This is a genomic window from Brevundimonas intermedia, from assembly GCF_027922165.1.
GTDB lineage: Bacteria > Pseudomonadota > Alphaproteobacteria > Caulobacterales > Caulobacteraceae > Brevundimonas > Brevundimonas intermedia.
Genome location: NZ_BSFD01000004.1, coordinates 32,022 through 47,488 on the forward strand (window position 1 = coordinate 32,022; position 15,467 = coordinate 47,488).

Annotated in this window: 17 protein-coding genes; 11 read left to right on the forward strand and 6 right to left on the reverse strand. The window is 66.1% G+C overall.

The genetic code is table 11. The features are described from left to right. Positions 1 to 55 precede the first annotated feature (55 nt). The 4 genes from rbfA (at position 56) to pnp (ending at position 4,363) form a co-directional block, all read left to right on the forward strand. Entirely contained in the window at positions 56 to 514 is a 459-nt protein-coding gene (rbfA, locus tag PKE72_RS08330; RefSeq protein WP_271164918.1) for a 30S ribosome-binding factor RbfA, read from the forward strand. Positions 515 to 596: 82 nt separating this feature from the next. Then, entirely contained in the window at positions 597 to 1,526 is a 930-nt protein-coding gene (gene truB, locus PKE72_RS08335; protein ID WP_271164919.1) for a tRNA pseudouridine(55) synthase TruB, read from the forward strand. A gap of 80 nt (positions 1,527 to 1,606) precedes the next feature. After that, positions 1,607 to 1,876 (forward strand): 30S ribosomal protein S15, encoded by a 270-nt coding sequence (rpsO, locus tag PKE72_RS08340; protein WP_267514908.1) that lies wholly within the window; start codon positions 1,607 to 1,609, stop codon positions 1,874 to 1,876. A 249-nt stretch (positions 1,877 to 2,125) separates the two neighbouring features. After that, positions 2,126 to 4,363 (forward strand): polyribonucleotide nucleotidyltransferase, encoded by a 2,238-nt coding sequence (gene pnp / locus PKE72_RS08345; RefSeq protein ID WP_271164920.1) that lies wholly within the window; start codon positions 2,126 to 2,128, stop codon positions 4,361 to 4,363. Positions 4,364 to 4,444: 81 nt separating this feature from the next. Here pnp and PKE72_RS08350 read toward each other — a convergent pair whose 3' ends face one another. After that, positions 4,445 to 4,846: a Tat pathway signal protein gene (locus PKE72_RS08350; RefSeq protein WP_271164921.1), complete on the reverse strand. Its 402-nt coding sequence runs from the start codon at positions 4,844 to 4,846 to the stop codon at positions 4,445 to 4,447. A gap of 146 nt (positions 4,847 to 4,992) precedes the next feature. On the opposite strand from PKE72_RS08350, the gene ahcY reads away from it, so the two are divergent. From ahcY to PKE72_RS08370, 4 genes are all read left to right on the forward strand, one after another. Next, positions 4,993 to 6,384, forward strand: a complete 1,392-nt coding sequence (ahcY, locus tag PKE72_RS08355; RefSeq protein WP_271164922.1) for an adenosylhomocysteinase — start codon at positions 4,993 to 4,995, stop codon at positions 6,382 to 6,384. A gap of 24 nt (positions 6,385 to 6,408) precedes the next feature. Next, positions 6,409 to 7,614: a BaiN/RdsA family NAD(P)/FAD-dependent oxidoreductase gene (locus PKE72_RS08360; protein ID WP_271164923.1), complete on the forward strand. Its 1,206-nt coding sequence runs from the start codon at positions 6,409 to 6,411 to the stop codon at positions 7,612 to 7,614. A gap of 216 nt (positions 7,615 to 7,830) precedes the next feature. Further along, on the forward strand, positions 7,831 to 8,526 hold the full coding sequence (locus tag PKE72_RS08365; RefSeq protein ID WP_271164924.1) for a LolA family protein: 696 nt from the start codon (positions 7,831 to 7,833) through the stop codon (positions 8,524 to 8,526). Between the two features lie 236 nt (positions 8,527 to 8,762). Beyond that, positions 8,763 to 9,560: an exodeoxyribonuclease III gene (locus PKE72_RS08370; protein WP_271164925.1), complete on the forward strand. Its 798-nt coding sequence runs from the start codon at positions 8,763 to 8,765 to the stop codon at positions 9,558 to 9,560. Position 9,561: 1 nt separating this feature from the next. On the opposite strand, the gene yczR is transcribed toward PKE72_RS08370, so the two are convergent. Beyond that, the gene (gene yczR / locus PKE72_RS08375) at positions 9,562 to 11,016 is read right to left on the reverse strand and encodes a MocR-like transcription factor YczR (protein ID WP_271164926.1); all 1,455 of its coding nucleotides are present in this window, start codon (positions 11,014 to 11,016) and stop codon (positions 9,562 to 9,564) included. A 61-nt stretch (positions 11,017 to 11,077) separates the two neighbouring features. On the opposite strand from yczR, the gene yczE reads away from it, so the two are divergent. Beyond that, positions 11,078 to 11,677 (forward strand): membrane protein YczE, encoded by a 600-nt coding sequence (gene yczE / locus PKE72_RS08380; protein ID WP_271164927.1) that lies wholly within the window; start codon positions 11,078 to 11,080, stop codon positions 11,675 to 11,677. Between the two features lie 3 nt (positions 11,678 to 11,680). On the opposite strand, the gene PKE72_RS08385 is transcribed toward yczE, so the two are convergent. From PKE72_RS08385 to PKE72_RS08395, 3 genes are all read right to left on the reverse strand, one after another. Beyond that, on the reverse strand, positions 11,681 to 12,007 hold the full coding sequence (locus PKE72_RS08385; RefSeq protein WP_271164928.1) for a hypothetical protein: 327 nt from the start codon (positions 12,005 to 12,007) through the stop codon (positions 11,681 to 11,683). A gap of 54 nt (positions 12,008 to 12,061) precedes the next feature. Further along, positions 12,062 to 12,748, reverse strand: a complete 687-nt coding sequence (locus PKE72_RS08390) for a response regulator transcription factor (protein ID WP_267514919.1) — start codon at positions 12,746 to 12,748, stop codon at positions 12,062 to 12,064. An 80-nt stretch (positions 12,749 to 12,828) separates the two neighbouring features. Beyond that, positions 12,829 to 13,527, reverse strand: a complete 699-nt coding sequence (locus tag PKE72_RS08395; protein WP_271164929.1) for a YggS family pyridoxal phosphate-dependent enzyme — start codon at positions 13,525 to 13,527, stop codon at positions 12,829 to 12,831. Here PKE72_RS08395 and PKE72_RS08400 point away from each other — a divergent pair. After that, complete coding sequence (locus PKE72_RS08400) at positions 13,526 to 14,170, forward strand: thiamine phosphate synthase (protein ID WP_271164930.1); 645 nt, start codon at positions 13,526 to 13,528, stop codon at positions 14,168 to 14,170. The genes PKE72_RS08395 and PKE72_RS08400 overlap by 2 nt on opposite strands. A gap of 35 nt (positions 14,171 to 14,205) precedes the next feature. On the opposite strand, the gene PKE72_RS08405 is transcribed toward PKE72_RS08400, so the two are convergent. Further along, positions 14,206 to 14,598, reverse strand: a complete 393-nt coding sequence (locus PKE72_RS08405) for an NtrZ family periplasmic regulatory protein (protein ID WP_271164931.1) — start codon at positions 14,596 to 14,598, stop codon at positions 14,206 to 14,208. A 370-nt stretch (positions 14,599 to 14,968) separates the two neighbouring features. Here PKE72_RS08405 and PKE72_RS08410 point away from each other — a divergent pair, with 370 nt between their 5' ends. Continuing rightward, on the forward strand, positions 14,969 to 15,421 hold the full coding sequence (locus tag PKE72_RS08410) for a DUF3576 domain-containing protein (protein WP_271164932.1): 453 nt from the start codon (positions 14,969 to 14,971) through the stop codon (positions 15,419 to 15,421). Positions 15,422 to 15,467 lie beyond the last annotated feature (46 nt).

Consider the following 15,467-nt stretch of genomic DNA (forward strand, 5'->3'; position numbering starts at 1 on the left):
TTTCGCTTATCCGGCCGGGTCCGAGCCCCGGCGGGCGAACAAGAAGGAGCGGCCGATGGCCCACAAACAGCATACCCGCAATTCCTCCGGCCCGGCCGGCCCGAGCCAGCGCCAGCTGCGCGCCGGCGAACTGATCCGCCACGCCCTGGTCGACATCCTGCGCGAGGAGGACATCCACGACGAAGCTCTGGCCGGGGTCTCCGTCACCGTGACCGAGGTGCGTCTGTCGCCGGATCTGAAACACGCCACCTGTTTCGTCGAACCCCTGGGCGCCGGCGTCGAGGCCGCCCCGACCACGGGCCACGAGAGCGAGATCATCAAGGCGCTGAACGTCCACTCGAAATTCCTGCGCGGCCAGCTGGGTCGCCGGCTGGACATGAAGTTCACCCCCGACCTGCGCTTCCGCCACGACGAAAGCTTCGACGCCGCCAGCCATATTGACCGTCTGTTCGACGATCCCCGCGTCCGCGCCGACCTGGAACGCCGCAACGACGAGAGCGAGGACGACGCCTAATGACCCGGCCTCAAGTAGCGCGAGGCGCGGTAGGCCAAGCATCGTGGCCTCAAGCAGCGCGAAGCGCGATAGGCCAAGCATAATGGCCCGCAAGAAGAAGGGCGACGTCGTCGACGGGTGGGTCTGCCTAGACAAGCCGTTTGAGATGGGATCGACCGAGGCGGTCAGCCGCATCCGCCGCCTGTTCAACGCCCAGAAGGCCGGTCACGCCGGGACGCTGGATCCGTTGGCCAGCGGCATCCTGCCCATTGCGCTCGGCGAGGCGACCAAGACGGTGCCGATGATGATGGAGGCGCAGAAGGTCTATCGCTTCACCATCAACTGGGGCGTCTCGACAGACAGCGTGGACCGCGAGGGCGAGATCATCGGCCGCTCGGACGTGCGGCCTTCGGTGGATCAGGTGAGGGCCGCCCTTCCCGCCTTCGTCGGAGAGATCGACCAGACCCCGCCCCGATTCTCGGCCATCAAGGTGGACGGCGCCCGCGCCTATGACCTAGCCCGCGACGGAGTCGAGTTCGAGCTTCAGGCCCGCCGCGTCACCATCCATTCGGCCGAGGTCACGGACGTCCCGGACGCCGATCACCTCGAACTGACCATCCGCACCGGCAAGGGCGTCTATGTCCGCTCGCTGGCGCGCGACCTGGCGGCCCTCCTGGGCGCCGAGGGGCATGTTTCGGCCCTGCGGCGCGAGCGGGTGGGACCGTTTCATACCGAAAACGCCGTGACGCTGGATTTTCTCGAGGATTTGGTGCATAGGGGCGCCGCCTCGGAAGGCTTGCTTCCCGTTGCGACCGCCCTGGACGACATCCCGGAGCTGGCCGTGACGGACCAGGACGCCTTCTCGCTTCGGCAGGGACGCCCGATCGTTCTGCTCCCCCGTCAGGTGGAAACCCTCAAGGATCGCCTTTCCGGCGGTTCGCGAACGGTTTCAGCCTTTCAGGGCCAGACCCTCGTCGCCCTCTGTCAGTTGCGGGCCGGCCGGTTAGAACCCGACCGCGTTTTCAACCTCTAGGCCCGCGCCATCCGGCAAGGGCCGAGACCCCACGGCCTCAAGTAGCGCGAAGCGCGATAGGCCAAGAAAGGACTCTTACGATGTCGGTTACTGCTGAACGCAAGCACGAGATCATCGCCGATAACGCCCGCACCGCAGGCGACACCGGCTCGGCCGAGGTTCAGGTCGCGATCCTGTCGGAACGCATCGCCAACCTGACCGAACACTTCAAGACCCACAAGAAGGACAACCACTCGCGCCGTGGCCTTCTGAAGATGGTGTCGCAACGTCGCCGCCTGCTCGACCACCTCAACAAGGTCGACGCCGGTCGCTACCAGGCGCTCATCTCCAAGCTGGGCCTGCGCCGCTAAGGCGTCGGATCAGTGTAAGACTGTATTTCGAGGCGCGGGCGGTCACGTCCGCGCCTCGTTGTGCGATTAGAACGGACCTGCGCGCCGCAGGAATTGACGGCGCAGACGCGAGGGCCATGCCGGTCCTCAACCCGGGTCTTTCGCGATGGCGCGGCGACCCCTGGATCGAAGGACTGAACGCCCGACGCATCCGCCCCCAATGATGGGACCCCGCACGGAATACGCCGTCCGGGATACGAAAGACGAAATATGTTCGATATCAAACGCAAGACGATCGAGTGGGCCGGACGCCCGCTGACCCTGGAAACGGGCCGCATCGCCCGCCAAGCCGACGGCGCCGTGCTGGCGACCTATGGCGAGACCGTGGTTCTGGCCACCGTCGTCTACGGCCGTTCGCCCAAGCCGGGCCTGGATTTCTTCCCCCTGACCGTCAACTACCAGGAAAAGACCTTCGCCGCTGGCAAGATCCCTGGCGGCTACTTCAAGCGTGAAGGCCGTCCCAGCGAGAAGGAAACCCTGGTTTCCCGCCTGATCGACCGTCCGATCCGCCCCCTGTTCGTCAAGGGCTTCAAGAACGAGACTCAGGTCGTCATCACCGTGCTGCAGCACGACATGGAAAACGATCCGGACGTCCTGGGCATGGTCGCCGCCTCGGCCGCCCTGACCATCTCAGGCGTGCCCTTCATGGGCCCGATCGGCGCCGCGCGCGTCGGCCTGATCGACGGCGAACTGGTTCTGAACCCGACCGTCGACCAGATCCCGGGCTCTGACCTGGACCTGGTGGTCGCTGGCACGCAAGACGCCCTGATGATGGTCGAATCCGAAGCCAAGGAGCTGTCGGAAGAGAAGATGCTCGAGGCGCTGATGTTCGCCCACGCCGGCATGCAGCCGGTGATCGACGCCATCATCGATCTGGCCGAACACGCCGCCAAGGAGCCGTTCGACTTCCAGGCCGAAGACCACTCCGACGTCGTCGCCTCGATCAAGAAGCTGGTCGGCGAAGATATCAAGTCCGCCTACACCCACCCCGGCAAGTACGAGCGTCGCTCGGGCGTCGATGCGGCCAAGAAGACCGCCGCCGCCGCCCTGGTGAAGACCGACGAGAACCCCGAGGGCGTCGACAGCTCCAAGTTCTCGGCCGCCTTCAAGGAATGCGAAGCCGACGTCCTGCGTCGCGACATCATCGAGAACGCCCACCGCGTCGACGGCCGCGCCCTGGACAAGGTCCGCGCCATCGTGTCGGAAGTCGGCGTCCTGCCGCGCACCCACGGTTCGGCCCTGTTCACGCGTGGGGAAACCCAGGCCCTGGTCGTCGCCACCCTGGGCACCGGCGAAGACGAGCAGTACATCGACAGCCTGCAGGGCACCTACAAGGAAAGCTTCCTGCTGCACTACAACTTCCCCCCCTATTCGGTGGGTGAAGCAGGCCGCATGGGCTCGCCCGGCCGTCGCGAAATCGGTCACGGCAAGCTGGCCTGGCGCGCGATCCGTCCGATGCTACCGTCGAAGGAAGACTTCCCCTACACCATCCGCCTGGTCTCCGAGATCACCGAGTCGAACGGCTCGTCCTCGATGGCCACGGTCTGCGGTTCGTCGCTGGCCCTGATGGACGCCGGCGTGCCGCTGATCCGTCCGGTCTCGGGCATCGCCATGGGCCTGATCCTGGAGCCGTCCGGCGAGTTCGCCATCCTGTCGGACATCCTGGGTGACGAAGACCATCTGGGCGACATGGACTTCAAGGTCGCCGGCACGTCGGAAGGCATCACCAGCCTTCAGATGGACATCAAGGTCGCCGGCATCACCAAGGAGATCATGAAACAGGCTCTGACCCAGGCCTCGGCCGGCCGCCTCCACATCCTGGACGAGATGTCCAAGGCCATGGATGCGCCGCGCGCCGAACTGGGCGAGCATGCGCCGAAGATCGAAACCATCAAGATCGCGGTCGACAAGATCCGTGAAGTGATCGGTTCGGGCGGCAAGGTCATCCGCGAGATCGTCGAAAAGACCGGCGCCAAGATCGACATCGGCGACGACGGCACCATCAAGGTCGCCGCCAACGACCAGGAAAAGATCGACGCCGCCAAGGCCTGGATCCAGTCCATCGCCTCGGAGCCGGAAGTCGGAACCATCTACTCCGGCAAGGTCGTGAAGGTCGTCGACTTCGGCGCCTTCGTGAACTTCTTCGGCGCCAAGGACGGCCTGGTCCACGTGTCCCAGATCGCCCTGGAACGCGTCGCCAACCCGGCCGACGTCCTGTCGGAAGGCCAAGAAGTGAAGGTCAAGTTCCTGGGCTTCGACGATCGCGGCAAGACCAAGCTGTCGATGAAGGTCGTCGATCAGTCGACGGGTGAAGACCTGACCGACAAGATCAACGCCGAGCGCGCTGAGCGCGGCGAAGAGCCCCTGTCGGAAGACACCGGCGGTCGTCCCAAGCGCGAAGGCGGCGGTGATCGCGGTGGCGACCGCGGCCGTCGTCGTCGCGACTAAGCCTTAGGCTGGTCTGACAACAAGAAGGCCCCGCCGGCGACGGCGGGGCCTTTTTCGTTCCAGAGCGGCTCGGAAAGTCTTTCAGAGCGCCATGACGGTCCCGAGCAGCACCCGGGCGCCGGGTCGGCCCAGGGTGGCGTTGGTTGCGGTTTGCAGTTCGGCGACCAGCTGATCGATATTGGGCACGGCGCCGGGGCGCAGGCCGTTGGCGAACCTCTGGGCGGCGATATTATAGGCGGCGCGAAGCCGCGGCGCAGACTGCTGGGCGCGAGTGCGCAGCGCGGCGTCGGGGACGTCCACCCCGGCTTCGACTGAAAACACGCCCCGCCGGCCGTCCGCACGAAGAATTGAGGCCGTGATCACCGGCAGTCGGAAATAGGTATCCGCCGACGGGGCGGCGGCTCCACCCGAAGAGGCGCGGGCGGGGGTCGAGGCGGCGGCCGTCGCGACAAGGGCGAGACCGAGAAGGGCGCGGCGTTCCATGTCTTCGTCCTAACCGAACGGGCTTAAGAAACTGCTGAGCCCGCCATCAGGCATAGCGCATATAAGGATATCCTTATGTGTTTATTGCTCCTTCATCGTCTGCGGGCTAGAAGGGCTGAAAATCCCCTGCGGCCAGGAGCCCTCCCATGACCGACTACATCATCCGCGACATCTCTCTGGCCGACTGGGGCAAGAAGGAAATCGACATCGCCGAGACGGAAATGCCGGGCCTGATGGCTCTGCGCGCCGAGTTCGGCGCGGCCCAGCCGCTAAAGGGCGCCCGGATCGCCGGCAGCCTGCACATGACCATCCAGACGGCGGTTCTGATCCAGACGCTGGAAGCCCTGGGCGCCGAAGTGCGCTGGGCGTCGTGCAACATCTTCTCGACTCAGGATCACGCCGCGGCCGCCATCGCCGCCTCGGGCACCCCGGTCTTCGCCGTCAAGGGCGAAACCCTGGAAGAATACTGGGACTACGCGCACAAGATCTTCGAATGGGCCGACGGCGGCTATCCGAACCTGATCCTAGACGACGGCGGCGACGCCACCCTGCTATGCGTGCTCGGCCCCAAGGCCGAGAAGGACATCTCGGTTCTGGCCAATCCCCAGAACGAGGAAGAAGAAGCCCTGTTCAAGGTGATGAAGCGCTACATCGCCGAAAAGCCCGGCTTCTATTCGGCCATCCGCGACGCCATCGGCGGCGTGTCTGAAGAAACCACCACGGGCGTGCACCGCCTGTATCAGATGTCGGAACGCGGCGAGCTGCCCTTCCCCGCCATCAACGTCAACGACAGCGTCACCAAGTCGAAGTTCGACAATCTGTATGGCTGCCGTGAGTCCCTGGTCGACGCCATCCGTCGCGGCACTGACGTCATGCTGTCGGGCAAGGTCGCCGTGGTCTGCGGCTACGGCGACGTGGGCAAGGGCTCGGCCGCCTCGTTGCGCCAGGGCGGCGCCCGCGTGATCGTGACCGAAATCGACCCGATCTGCGCCCTGCAGGCCGCCATGGAAGGCTATGACGTCCAGACCCTGGACGACGTCGCCGACAAGGCCGACATTTTCGTCACCGCCACCGGCAACAAGGATGTGATCACCGTCGATCACATGCGCCGGATGCGTCACAACGCCATCGTCTGCAACATCGGCCACTTCGACTCCGAGATTCAGGTCGCGGGCCTGAAGAACTTCAAGTGGGACGAGATCAAGCCCCAGGTCCACCACATCGAATTCCCCGGCGGCAACAAGATCATCCTGCTGTCGGAAGGCCGTCTGGTGAACCTGGGCAACGCCACGGGCCACCCGTCATTCGTGATGAGCGCCTCCTTCACCAACCAGACCCTGGCGCAGCTGGAGCTCTGGACCAACAAGTCGGCCTATGAGACCAAGGTCTACACCCTGCCCAAGCATCTGGACGAGAAGGTCGCCGCGCTGCACCTCGGCAAGCTGGGCGCCAAGCTGACCGTGCTGAACAAGGAACAGGCCGATTATATCTCCGTGCCGCAAGAAGGCCCGTTCAAGCCCGAGCACTATCGCTACTAAGACCCAAGTCCCGGAGCCGGTCTCGTGAGCCGGGCGTCCTTCGACGTCCTGGTGGTCGGGGCCGGCGCCGCCGGCATGATGTGCGCCGCCGAGGCCGGGCGGCGCGGCCGTCGGGTGCTGGTCGTCGATCACGCGGCCAACCCCGGCGAGAAGATCCGCATCTCCGGCGGCGGCCGGTGCAATTTCACCAATCTGGGCTGCGGGCCGGTGAACTTCCTGGGCGAGAATCCCCGGTTCGCCACCTCGGCCCTGCGCCGTTTCACCCAGCACGACTTCATCAAGCGCTTGGACCGGGCCGGGATCGCTTGGCACGAGAAGACCCTTGGCCAGCTGTTCTGCGACGACAGCGCCAAACAGATCGTCCGCATGCTGACCGACGACATGGCGGCGGCCGGTGTGACTCTGAAGATGAAGACGGGCGTCGAGCGCCTTTCCAAATCCGGCGAAGGCTGGATCATTAACCTGTCGGACGGAACCCAGGTCACGGCGGCGGCCCTGGTCGTAGCGACCGGCGGCAAGTCGATCCCCAAGATGGGCGCGACCGGCTGGGCCTATGAGGTTGCACGCCAGTTCGACATTCGCGTCACCGACACCCGCCCCGCCCTGGTCCCCCTGACCTTCGAGGCCGGCCTGCTGGAAACCCTGACGCCGCTGGCAGGCGTGGCCGTGGACGCCCGCGTCGCCTCAGCGCCAGACACAAAGGCGCGCAAGGCGGCCTTTGACGAGGCCATGCTGTTCACCCACCGCGGCCTCAGCGGCCCGGCCATATTGCAGATCAGCTCCTACTGGCGCGAGGGCGAGGCCATCGTCGCGGCCATGGCGCCGGGCCGCGACGTCTTCGCCGAGCTGAAGGCGGCCAAGACCGCCAACGGCCGACAGGCGGTGCACACCGCCCTCGGCCATGTGGTGCCGCGACGGCTGGCGGAAAGCCTGTGCGCGCGCGAGGGCGCAGCGGGCAATCTGGCCGATCTGTCCGACGCGACGCTGCGGCGGCTGGATCAGGCGGTCAACGCCTGGAGCGTGAAACCGGTCGGGTCCGAAGGCTATCGTACCGCCGAAGTGACCCTGGGCGGGATCGACACCGCCGCCCTGGACCAGCAGACCCTGGCCGCCAAAGCGGTTCCCGGTTTGTATTTCATCGGCGAGGCGGTCGATGTCACCGGCTGGCTGGGCGGCTATAATTTTCAATGGGCCTGGTCGTCCGGATGGGCCGCCGGCCAGGTCTGCTAGGTTCCAGGGCGTGGCTTATCAGCGGACTTCGCCCCGGTCGGGAACGGCTGCCCCGCGCGCCCGTTATCCCGCCTCTGTCTTCCTAAGCTTCAGTATTGCGATGAACAGGGCTTCATCGGAGCGCCGGAATATGGTCAGGCTCGCGTCATTCCGACGCCAAGCCGGCCGGGCAAGACAGCAGGACCGCTGACCATTCCCGACTGGGAGACTGACTTCATGATCGAACGCACCCACTTCAAGACCCAGGCCGCCGTCGCCGCAGCTGCGGACCTTGACCGGCGCCGGCTGCTGCTGGGCGCGGGCCTCTTGACCGGGATTGCGGCCCTCGGCCTGTTTGACGCGGCTGAGGCGCAATCCACCCTTTCGGCAGAAGATCGCGCTGTGGTGCAACAGGCCCAGGCCTATCTGCAGGCCCTGACGTCTGCCCAGGGCAATTTCATCGAGACAGGGCCGGGCGGCCAGCGTCGCGAAGGGCGATTCTATCTGCAGCGCCCCGGCAAGATGCGGTTCGAATACACCAATCCGGCCGGGCTGCTGGTCGTGTCGGACGGCTACAACGTCAAACGCTATGATCCGCGCCTCAACAATTTCCAGCAGGTCCCGCTGGGGCGGACGCCGCTGTCGACATTCCTGGCGCGCAATGTCCGTCTGGACCAGGGCGTGCGGATCGATCGCGTCACCCGCATGAATGCGGGCGCCTTTACGATCACCGCGCGGGATTCGGGGCGGCCCAATGACGGGTCTGTGGTCCTGGCCTTCGCCGGCAGCCCGATCCGCCTGACCGAGTGGACCATCACCGACGCCCAGGGGGCCCGCACCCGGACGCAGCTGACCAACTTGAGGCCGGCGTCCGGCCTGGCGGCTAGCCTGTTCCAGCTGCGCGATCCGACGCGACGTCCCGGCCGCAACTGACGCGTTTTTTCGCCGATCAAGGGTATCTATCCGTTGCCGGATGATCACGGCCAAACGTCAAATATGACAATTTGACCTTTTCTGTCGGGCGTGACATCAAGAGCACAGAGCGGCGGCGGCCGTTCTACCGCCTCGGATGCATCCCCCTCCCGGCGGCGAGAGAGACGATCACCTTCATGAGCCCGGCCCGTAGCGGCCGGGCCTTTTTTATCCAGCGAGGCCTGCTACAGCGGGGCATGACTCTTCGCCTCGCCACTTGGAACATCAACTCCGTCCGCCTGCGCATCGATCAGGTCGCCCGGTTCGTCGCTGAACGCGCGCCCGACGTCCTGGTGTTGCAGGAGATCAAATGCACGACGGACCAGTTTCCGCGCGGCGCCTTCGAGGAGATGGGCCTGCCGCACCTGCGGGTGGCGGGCCAGAAGGGCTGGCACGGCGTGGCCATCGCCTCGCGCCTGCCGCTTGAGGACAGCGACACCTTCCAGGTCTGCAAACTAGGCCACGCCCGGTGCGTCTCCGCGCGTGTCGCAGGGATCGACGTCCAGAACTTCTACATCCCCGCCGGCGGCGACGTGCCGGATCGGGCACTGAACCCGAAGTTCGATCACAAGATGGACTTCTACGAGCAGCTGACCGCCATCGTCGCCAAGCAGGACAAGGCGCGCCCCCTGGTCATGGCCGGCGATTTCAACATCGCCCCGGGCGAGGGCGACGTCTTCAACCATCGCTACATGTCCAAGATCGTCAGCCACACGCCGATCGAGGTCGAGACCCTGAACCGGCTCCAGGCTACGGGCGGTTTCGCCGACGTGCTGCGCGACCGCTTCCCCGAACCGCAGAAGCTGGCCAGTTGGTGGAGCTATCGCGCGGCGGACTTCCGCAAGTCCAACCGAGGCCTGCGCCTGGACCATATCTGGACGTCGCCGGGTCTGACGTCGGCCGTGGTCAAGGACACAGCCCGGATTCACGACGACGTCCGCGAATGGGACCGCCCTTCTGACCATGCGCCCGTGACGGTCGATCTGGACGTCTGATTTAATAGACGGCGACCGACTTGCTCGCGCCGAGCGCTTTCGATTTGCGGCTGCCGAGCGTCTTCACCGCTTTCGCCAACCGGTCTAAAGCCTCGTCCAGTTCGCTCTCGGGAAGAGTGTAGGGCAGGCGCAGCCGGCGTTCGAAGGCGCCGTCCACGCCGAAGCGCGGGCCGGCCGCTAGGATCAGGCCCTGCGCCGCCGCCTGGACCGTCAGGCTCGAACTGATCGCCCCCGGCAGCTTCACCCAAAGCGATAGGCCCCCGGCCGGCCGGGGGCAGGACCAGTCGGGCAGTCGGTCGCCCAGGCGGGCGCGAAGATGATCACGTCGCGCCCGCAGTAGGGGCCGGCGCGCCGCGAGGGCCGCGCCGCCGTCATTCAACAGTTCCACGGCCGCCAGTTGCTCCAGAATCGGCACGCCCAGATCGAAGCTGGCGCGGCTCTGGGCCAGACGCTGGATCACCGCACGATCGGCGCGAATCCAGCCGATGCGGAGACCGCCCCAGACGCTCTTGGACATGGAGCCCAGCCGCACCACACGCGGGGCGTCCACAGCCGAGGCGGTGAGCGCCGGCGGGCCGCTGAGCGTCAGCTCGACCAGGGTCTCGTCCAGCACCAGCAGGGTCTCCGAGCCCTTCAACCCGGCCAGAAGTCGGGCGCGATCCGGGGCGCGCATCATCCGTCCCGTCGGATTGTTGTGGTCCAGCACCAGATAGGCCATGGGCGCGCTGCTGCTGCGACACGTCGATATCAGGCCGTCCACGTCCCAGCCATCCTCGCCTGCGTCGTCAGGCAAGGGGACCGGCGTCGGCCGGCCGCCTGCCGCGAGGATGGCGTCGATCGCCTGGGGGTAGGTGGGGTGATCGAACACCACCGGGACGCCGGGCCGAACGGTCAGACGCAACAGGTGGACCAGACCATTGTGGGCGCCGTGGGTGATCAGAATCTGGCCGGGCGAGGTCGGTAGGCCGCGTCGTCGATAGCCCTGAGCCACGGCTTCACGCAGTTCCTCCAGGCCCGCCGGCTCATAGCCGTGGCCGGGCAGGTTCGCCGGGAGTCGCTCCAGCGCCCGCACATAGGCGGCGTGGACATTGGGGTCGGCCGGGAGAACGGCGGCTGTCAGATCGATCAGTCCATCCGCCGCAGATGGCGTCGCCGCCGCCTCACGGGGAGTAGGACCGGCAGGCAGACGGGTCCGCGCGCCTTCTCCCTGACCGCCGACCAAGAACCCGTCATCCCTCAGTCGTCCATAGGCTGCCGAGACGGTCGTACGGCTCAAACCCAAGGCCTGCGCCACTTCGCGCTCGCCCGGCAGTCGAACCGCCAGCGGCAGGCGTCCGTCGAGGATCAGAAGTCGTACCGCCGCAGCTAGCTGGCGATAGGTCGCGCCGGCGCCGGGAGTGCGCCAGGAGCCCAGGTGGCGGACAAGCGAGGAGAGACCTATTGAGCGGGGCGGCATGGGGCCAGAATGGCAGAACTGGCTATTTTTTATAAGTCCAGTATTGCGCAAATCATTCGAAATGACCCGTCGCCTTTCCCAGCTTTTTGCTGGCCTTGTCCTTTATGGCCTGTCCATTGCCCTGATCGTCCGCGCCGATTTGGGGCTGGATCCGTGGGACGTACTGAACCAAGGGCTGTTCGAGCGTTTCGGGGGGCCGGCCGGGATCAGCTTCGGCTTGGTGGTCAATCTGATCGGTATGGCCGTCCTGCTGCTGTGGATTCCCCTGCGCCAGCGGCCAGGGATCGGTACTGTCGCCAATGTTCTGGTGATCGGCACGGTGGCGAATTTCGGTCTAGACTGGATCCCGTCCGACCTGGACCTACCGGTGCGGGCCGGCCTGTTGGGCGCGGGCGTGGTGCTGAACGGCGTGGCCAGCGGGGCTTATATCGGCGCAGGCCTCGGCCCCGGTCCTCGCGACGGTCTGATGACCGGCATCGTCGCCCGCACGGGCTGGCCGGTGAAATGGGTTCGCACCGCCATCGAGCTGAGCGTCATCGCTCTGGGCTGGCTGTTGGGCGGCTCCGTCGGCGTGGGCACGGTGATCTACGCCTTGGTCATCGGCCCGCTGGTCCATCTGTTCCTACCGATGTTCACGATCCGCCGGATCTCGACGGCCTGACTGTCAGGACGTCCGCTCGCAGGCCGGGGCATCGAAGATAAACATCTGTCCCGGCTTGGTGAAAACTGGCGTGTGGCTTCGCCACCAGTCTGCGGCTTCGGGTCTTGTCTCGCCCAGAATCCGGATCGCCTCACTCGACTCGACCAAATAGCCGGTGACGACCTCGTACTGGCGAGTGACGCAACGCCACCAAGTCATAACCCGCCCCTTCGGTAGGGTCCGGACGCCAAATCCGGCCGTCGTGACCGCGTCATCTCGCGCCAGGGGAAGGACCAGACCGATCCAGGCGTCTCGCACCCATTCCGGCGCCTCCCCATCAGGGCGACGCACGATCCTAACAGTCTGCCGACGCGCGTCCCAGGGCCCCAAGACGATCCTCGCTGTTCAGGGCTGCAGTCGATACCCGCCGGCGTCGGTCAGCAGCAGGCGGGCTTGGCCGGGTTCGGGCTCGATCTTCTGGCGCAGGCGATAGATGTGGGTTTCCAGCGTGTGGGTGGTGACGCCGGCGTTGTAGCCCCAGACCTCGGTCAGCAGTTCCTCGCGCGACACAGGCTTGGCCCCGGCGCGGTAGAGGTATTTCAGGATATTGGTTTCCTTCTCGGTCAGCCGCACCTTCTTGCCCTTGGCGTCCATCAGGACCTTGGCGGCTGGACGGAACTCATAGGGACCGATGGAGAAGACGGCGTCTTCCGACTGTTCGTGGCTGCGCAGATGGGCGCGGATGCGGGCCAGCAGGACGGCGAAGCGGAAGGGCTTGGTGACATAGTCGTTGGCGCCTGCGTCCAGGCCCAGGATGGCGTCGGCGTCGGCGGACTGGGCCGTCAGCATGATGACCGGGGTAGAGACTCCGTCCTTGCGCAACAGGCGACAGGCCTCGCGACCGTCCATATCGGGGAGATCGACGTCCAGCAGGATCAGGTCCGCGCGGATTTCGCGCCCCATGCGGACGCCATCCGTGGCGGTGGACGCCTGTTGCGTCTTGAACTCCTCGTGGAGATTCAACTGCTCGGCCAAGGCCTCGCGCAGGTCGTCGTCGTCGTCGATGATCAGAATGGTCTTGGGCGTGGGCATGTGCAGACAATGGCGAGGCTTGGGCCCCGCGCCAAGGCTTGGGGGTGCGAATTCACGTCAGGTTACGGCCTAGAGGCGGTTTAAAGACGATTTCGTTCCCCGAACAACGCCGTTCCCACCCGAACATGGGTGGCGCCGCAGCGGATGGCGGTCTCGTAGTCGCCGCTCATGCCCATCGAGAGCACCGAAAGTTCATTTCTGTCAGCAATCTGTTTCAACAGGACGAAATGGGGCGTCGCGTCCTCGTCCGCCGGCGGGATACACATCAGGCCATCGACCTTCAGGCCGTATGTGTCGCGCGCGACCTGGATCAAGGCGTCGGCTTCGTCGGCCAGGACGCCCGCCTTCTGGGGCTCCGCGCCGGTGTTGACCTGGATCAGGACGCGGGGCGTGCGGTCGAGCTTCTGTCCCGCCTCGGCCAGGGCTCGCGCCAGCTTTTCGCGGTCCAGGGTCTCGATCACGTCGAACAAGGCCACCGCGTCCTCGGCCTTATTGGTCTGCAAGGGGCCGATCAAGCGCAGCTCCAGGTCGCTCAAGCCAGGGAGCCGCTTGGTCCAGCGGCCCTGGGCCTCCTGCACCCGGTTTTCGCCGAACACCCGCTGGCCCGCAGCCAGTATGGCGTCGATGGCCTCGGGCAGTTGGGTCTTGGACACGGCGGTCAGGGTGACGGCGACCGGATTTCGTCCGGCGGCGCGGCTGGCGGCGTCGATTCGCGCCCGAACCTCGACCAGGTTTTCGGCGATGGACGCGGGCGAGGAAGCAGGGGAAGTAGGGGTCATGATCCTGTCGGCCGATTACAGCGATGAGGCGCGCGCGCTCTGGGATGCGGCGACCGCTCTAAACCGCGCCGCGGCGGCTGTCAGCCCGAAGGCCGCCGGTTTGCCGCCGCTGTTGTTCTTCACCGACCCGGAACGCACGCTTCGCCCTTGGGAGACGGCGGCCCGGCTGCCGGCAGGATCGGCGGTGGTCTATCGCGCCTTCGGGGCGAGCGATGCGCTTGAGACGGGTTGGAGACTGCGCCGGGCCACGCGGGATGCGGGTGTGAAACTGCTGGTGGGGCTGGACCAGGACTTGGCCGAGGCTGTCGAGGCCGACGGTGTGCACCTGCCGGAACGCGAGGCTGGGCGCGGGGAAGCGATTCGCCGGGCCTATCCCGGCTGGTTGCTGACGGCTGCCTGGCACGGCGGAGACCCTCGCAGCGTCGGCCTGGACGCCCTGGTGCTGTCGCCGATCTTTCCCGCAGGCGGAGCTTCGGCGGTCAAGACGCCACTAGGCGTAGACGGGTTTCGCCGATGCGCGAACGCAGCGGGCCTGCCTGTCTATGCGCTGGGGGGCGTCCATGCGGGGACGACTTCAGACCTGATCGGCTCAGGGGCGTGCGGCCTGGCGGGCGTCGGCGCGATCCAGTCCGCGTTTCGATAAGGCATCTTGCTTGGATCTGATCCGAGCGAGCGAGGTCAGAACTTGAAAATGGTCTCGAGCCGGACGCGAGGCTGGGTGCGGCCGGTCGTCTGGGGCGCGCGGGCCGGGTCGGCCTCGGGGGAGGCCACAGCGGCGGCGGCGCCGACGCGCAGGCGGTCGTTAAGGCGATAGTAGGCGCCCGCCTCGACGTCGCCCCAGTCGGTTTCACGACCCACCGGCTGGTTCAGATTGAAGTCGAGGCCCCAGCGGCCGTTGTCGTTCAGACGCAGACCGCGGCGTTGTTGAGCCGGGGCGTTGCGCTGTGCGGCCTGAGCTTCGGCCAGAGAAACCGTGGACGCGCGCGAAGGCGCGGTCTGGGCAAGCGCGGGGGCGCCGACGGCGAACGCCATCGCTGCAACCACCACCACGGAAAAATCGCCGAGACGCATCCTGAACCCTTTAGACGCCGTCGATTGAAGACGTCTTAACCTTGGACCGACCTTATGTGGTCGTGAACGGCGCGATTAGACACCGGGGGTCCTTCCGGTCAACGCAACGTGGTCCAGATCGCCCGGTTCCTCGCATTGTTGCGGTGCGATGTGGCTCAAGCGTCACGGGAATTGGCAAAAAACGACCCTCGCTGTCAGCAGTCTGTCACAGAACGCGGAAAGCCGTATCGCCTTCGTCAGCCGGTTCGCCTTGTCATCGCCCCTTTTGCCCGTGTTATAGAGCCACGCAGCGTCGCCCCCCGAAGGCGAAATGTCGTTCGCGCGTGTGGGCGAGGGCCCCCACGTCCCTGAGTTTACGGAGACTTCCTTGATGAGCCTCAACAAGGCCCTGGTTCGCGGCGTCGCTGTCGCCCTGGTCTCGGGCGTGGCCCTGAGCGCCTGCTCGAGCATTCCCTTCGTCGGCGGCGGCGACAAAACGCCCAAGACCGACGTGCAGCAGGGCATCGGCGTCAACGGCTATCTGTGGCGCGCCTCGCTGGACACCCTCAGCTTCATGCCCCTGCTGACCGCCGACCCGTGGGGCGGGGTCATCAACTATGACTGGTACACCAACCCGCAAACGCCGAACGAGCGCTTCAAGGCGACCGTCTTCATCCTGGACACCCGTCTGCGCGCCGACGCGCTGAACGTCACGGTGACCAAGGAAGTGAAGGGCGCCGATGGTCAGTGGACCGCCGCCCCGGTCGCCGCCCAGACTGAGGCCGATCTGGAAAACGCCATCCTGACCAAGGCGCGCCAGCTGAACCTGTCTAATGCGGGCTGAAGGCCCGCATTAGTTCCTTTTTAGGCGCTACCGCCCTTCGGGCTGC

Coding starts and splice junctions, on each gene's coding strand:
- rbfA (WP_271164918.1), top strand. CDS start 56: ATGGCCCACAAACAGCATACCCGCAATTCCTCCGGCCCGGCCGGCCCG.
- truB (WP_271164919.1), top strand. CDS start 597: ATGGCCCGCAAGAAGAAGGGCGACGTCGTCGACGGGTGGGTCTGCCTA.
- rpsO (WP_267514908.1), top strand. CDS start 1,607: ATGTCGGTTACTGCTGAACGCAAGCACGAGATCATCGCCGATAACGCC.
- pnp (WP_271164920.1), top strand. CDS start 2,126: ATGTTCGATATCAAACGCAAGACGATCGAGTGGGCCGGACGCCCGCTG.
- PKE72_RS08350 (WP_271164921.1), bottom strand. CDS start 4,846: ATGGAACGCCGCGCCCTTCTCGGTCTCGCCCTTGTCGCGACGGCCGCC.
- ahcY (WP_271164922.1), top strand. CDS start 4,993: ATGACCGACTACATCATCCGCGACATCTCTCTGGCCGACTGGGGCAAG.
- PKE72_RS08365 (WP_271164924.1), top strand. CDS start 7,831: ATGATCGAACGCACCCACTTCAAGACCCAGGCCGCCGTCGCCGCAGCT.
- PKE72_RS08370 (WP_271164925.1), top strand. CDS start 8,763: ATGACTCTTCGCCTCGCCACTTGGAACATCAACTCCGTCCGCCTGCGC.
- yczR (WP_271164926.1), bottom strand. CDS start 11,016: ATGCCGCCCCGCTCAATAGGTCTCTCCTCGCTTGTCCGCCACCTGGGC.
- yczE (WP_271164927.1), top strand. CDS start 11,078: ATGACCCGTCGCCTTTCCCAGCTTTTTGCTGGCCTTGTCCTTTATGGC.
- PKE72_RS08390 (WP_267514919.1), bottom strand. CDS start 12,748: ATGCCCACGCCCAAGACCATTCTGATCATCGACGACGACGACGACCTG.
- PKE72_RS08400 (WP_271164930.1), top strand. CDS start 13,526: ATGATCCTGTCGGCCGATTACAGCGATGAGGCGCGCGCGCTCTGGGAT.
- PKE72_RS08395 (WP_271164929.1), bottom strand. CDS start 13,527: ATGACCCCTACTTCCCCTGCTTCCTCGCCCGCGTCCATCGCCGAAAAC.
- PKE72_RS08405 (WP_271164931.1), bottom strand. CDS start 14,598: ATGCGTCTCGGCGATTTTTCCGTGGTGGTGGTTGCAGCGATGGCGTTC.
- PKE72_RS08410 (WP_271164932.1), top strand. CDS start 14,969: ATGAGCCTCAACAAGGCCCTGGTTCGCGGCGTCGCTGTCGCCCTGGTC.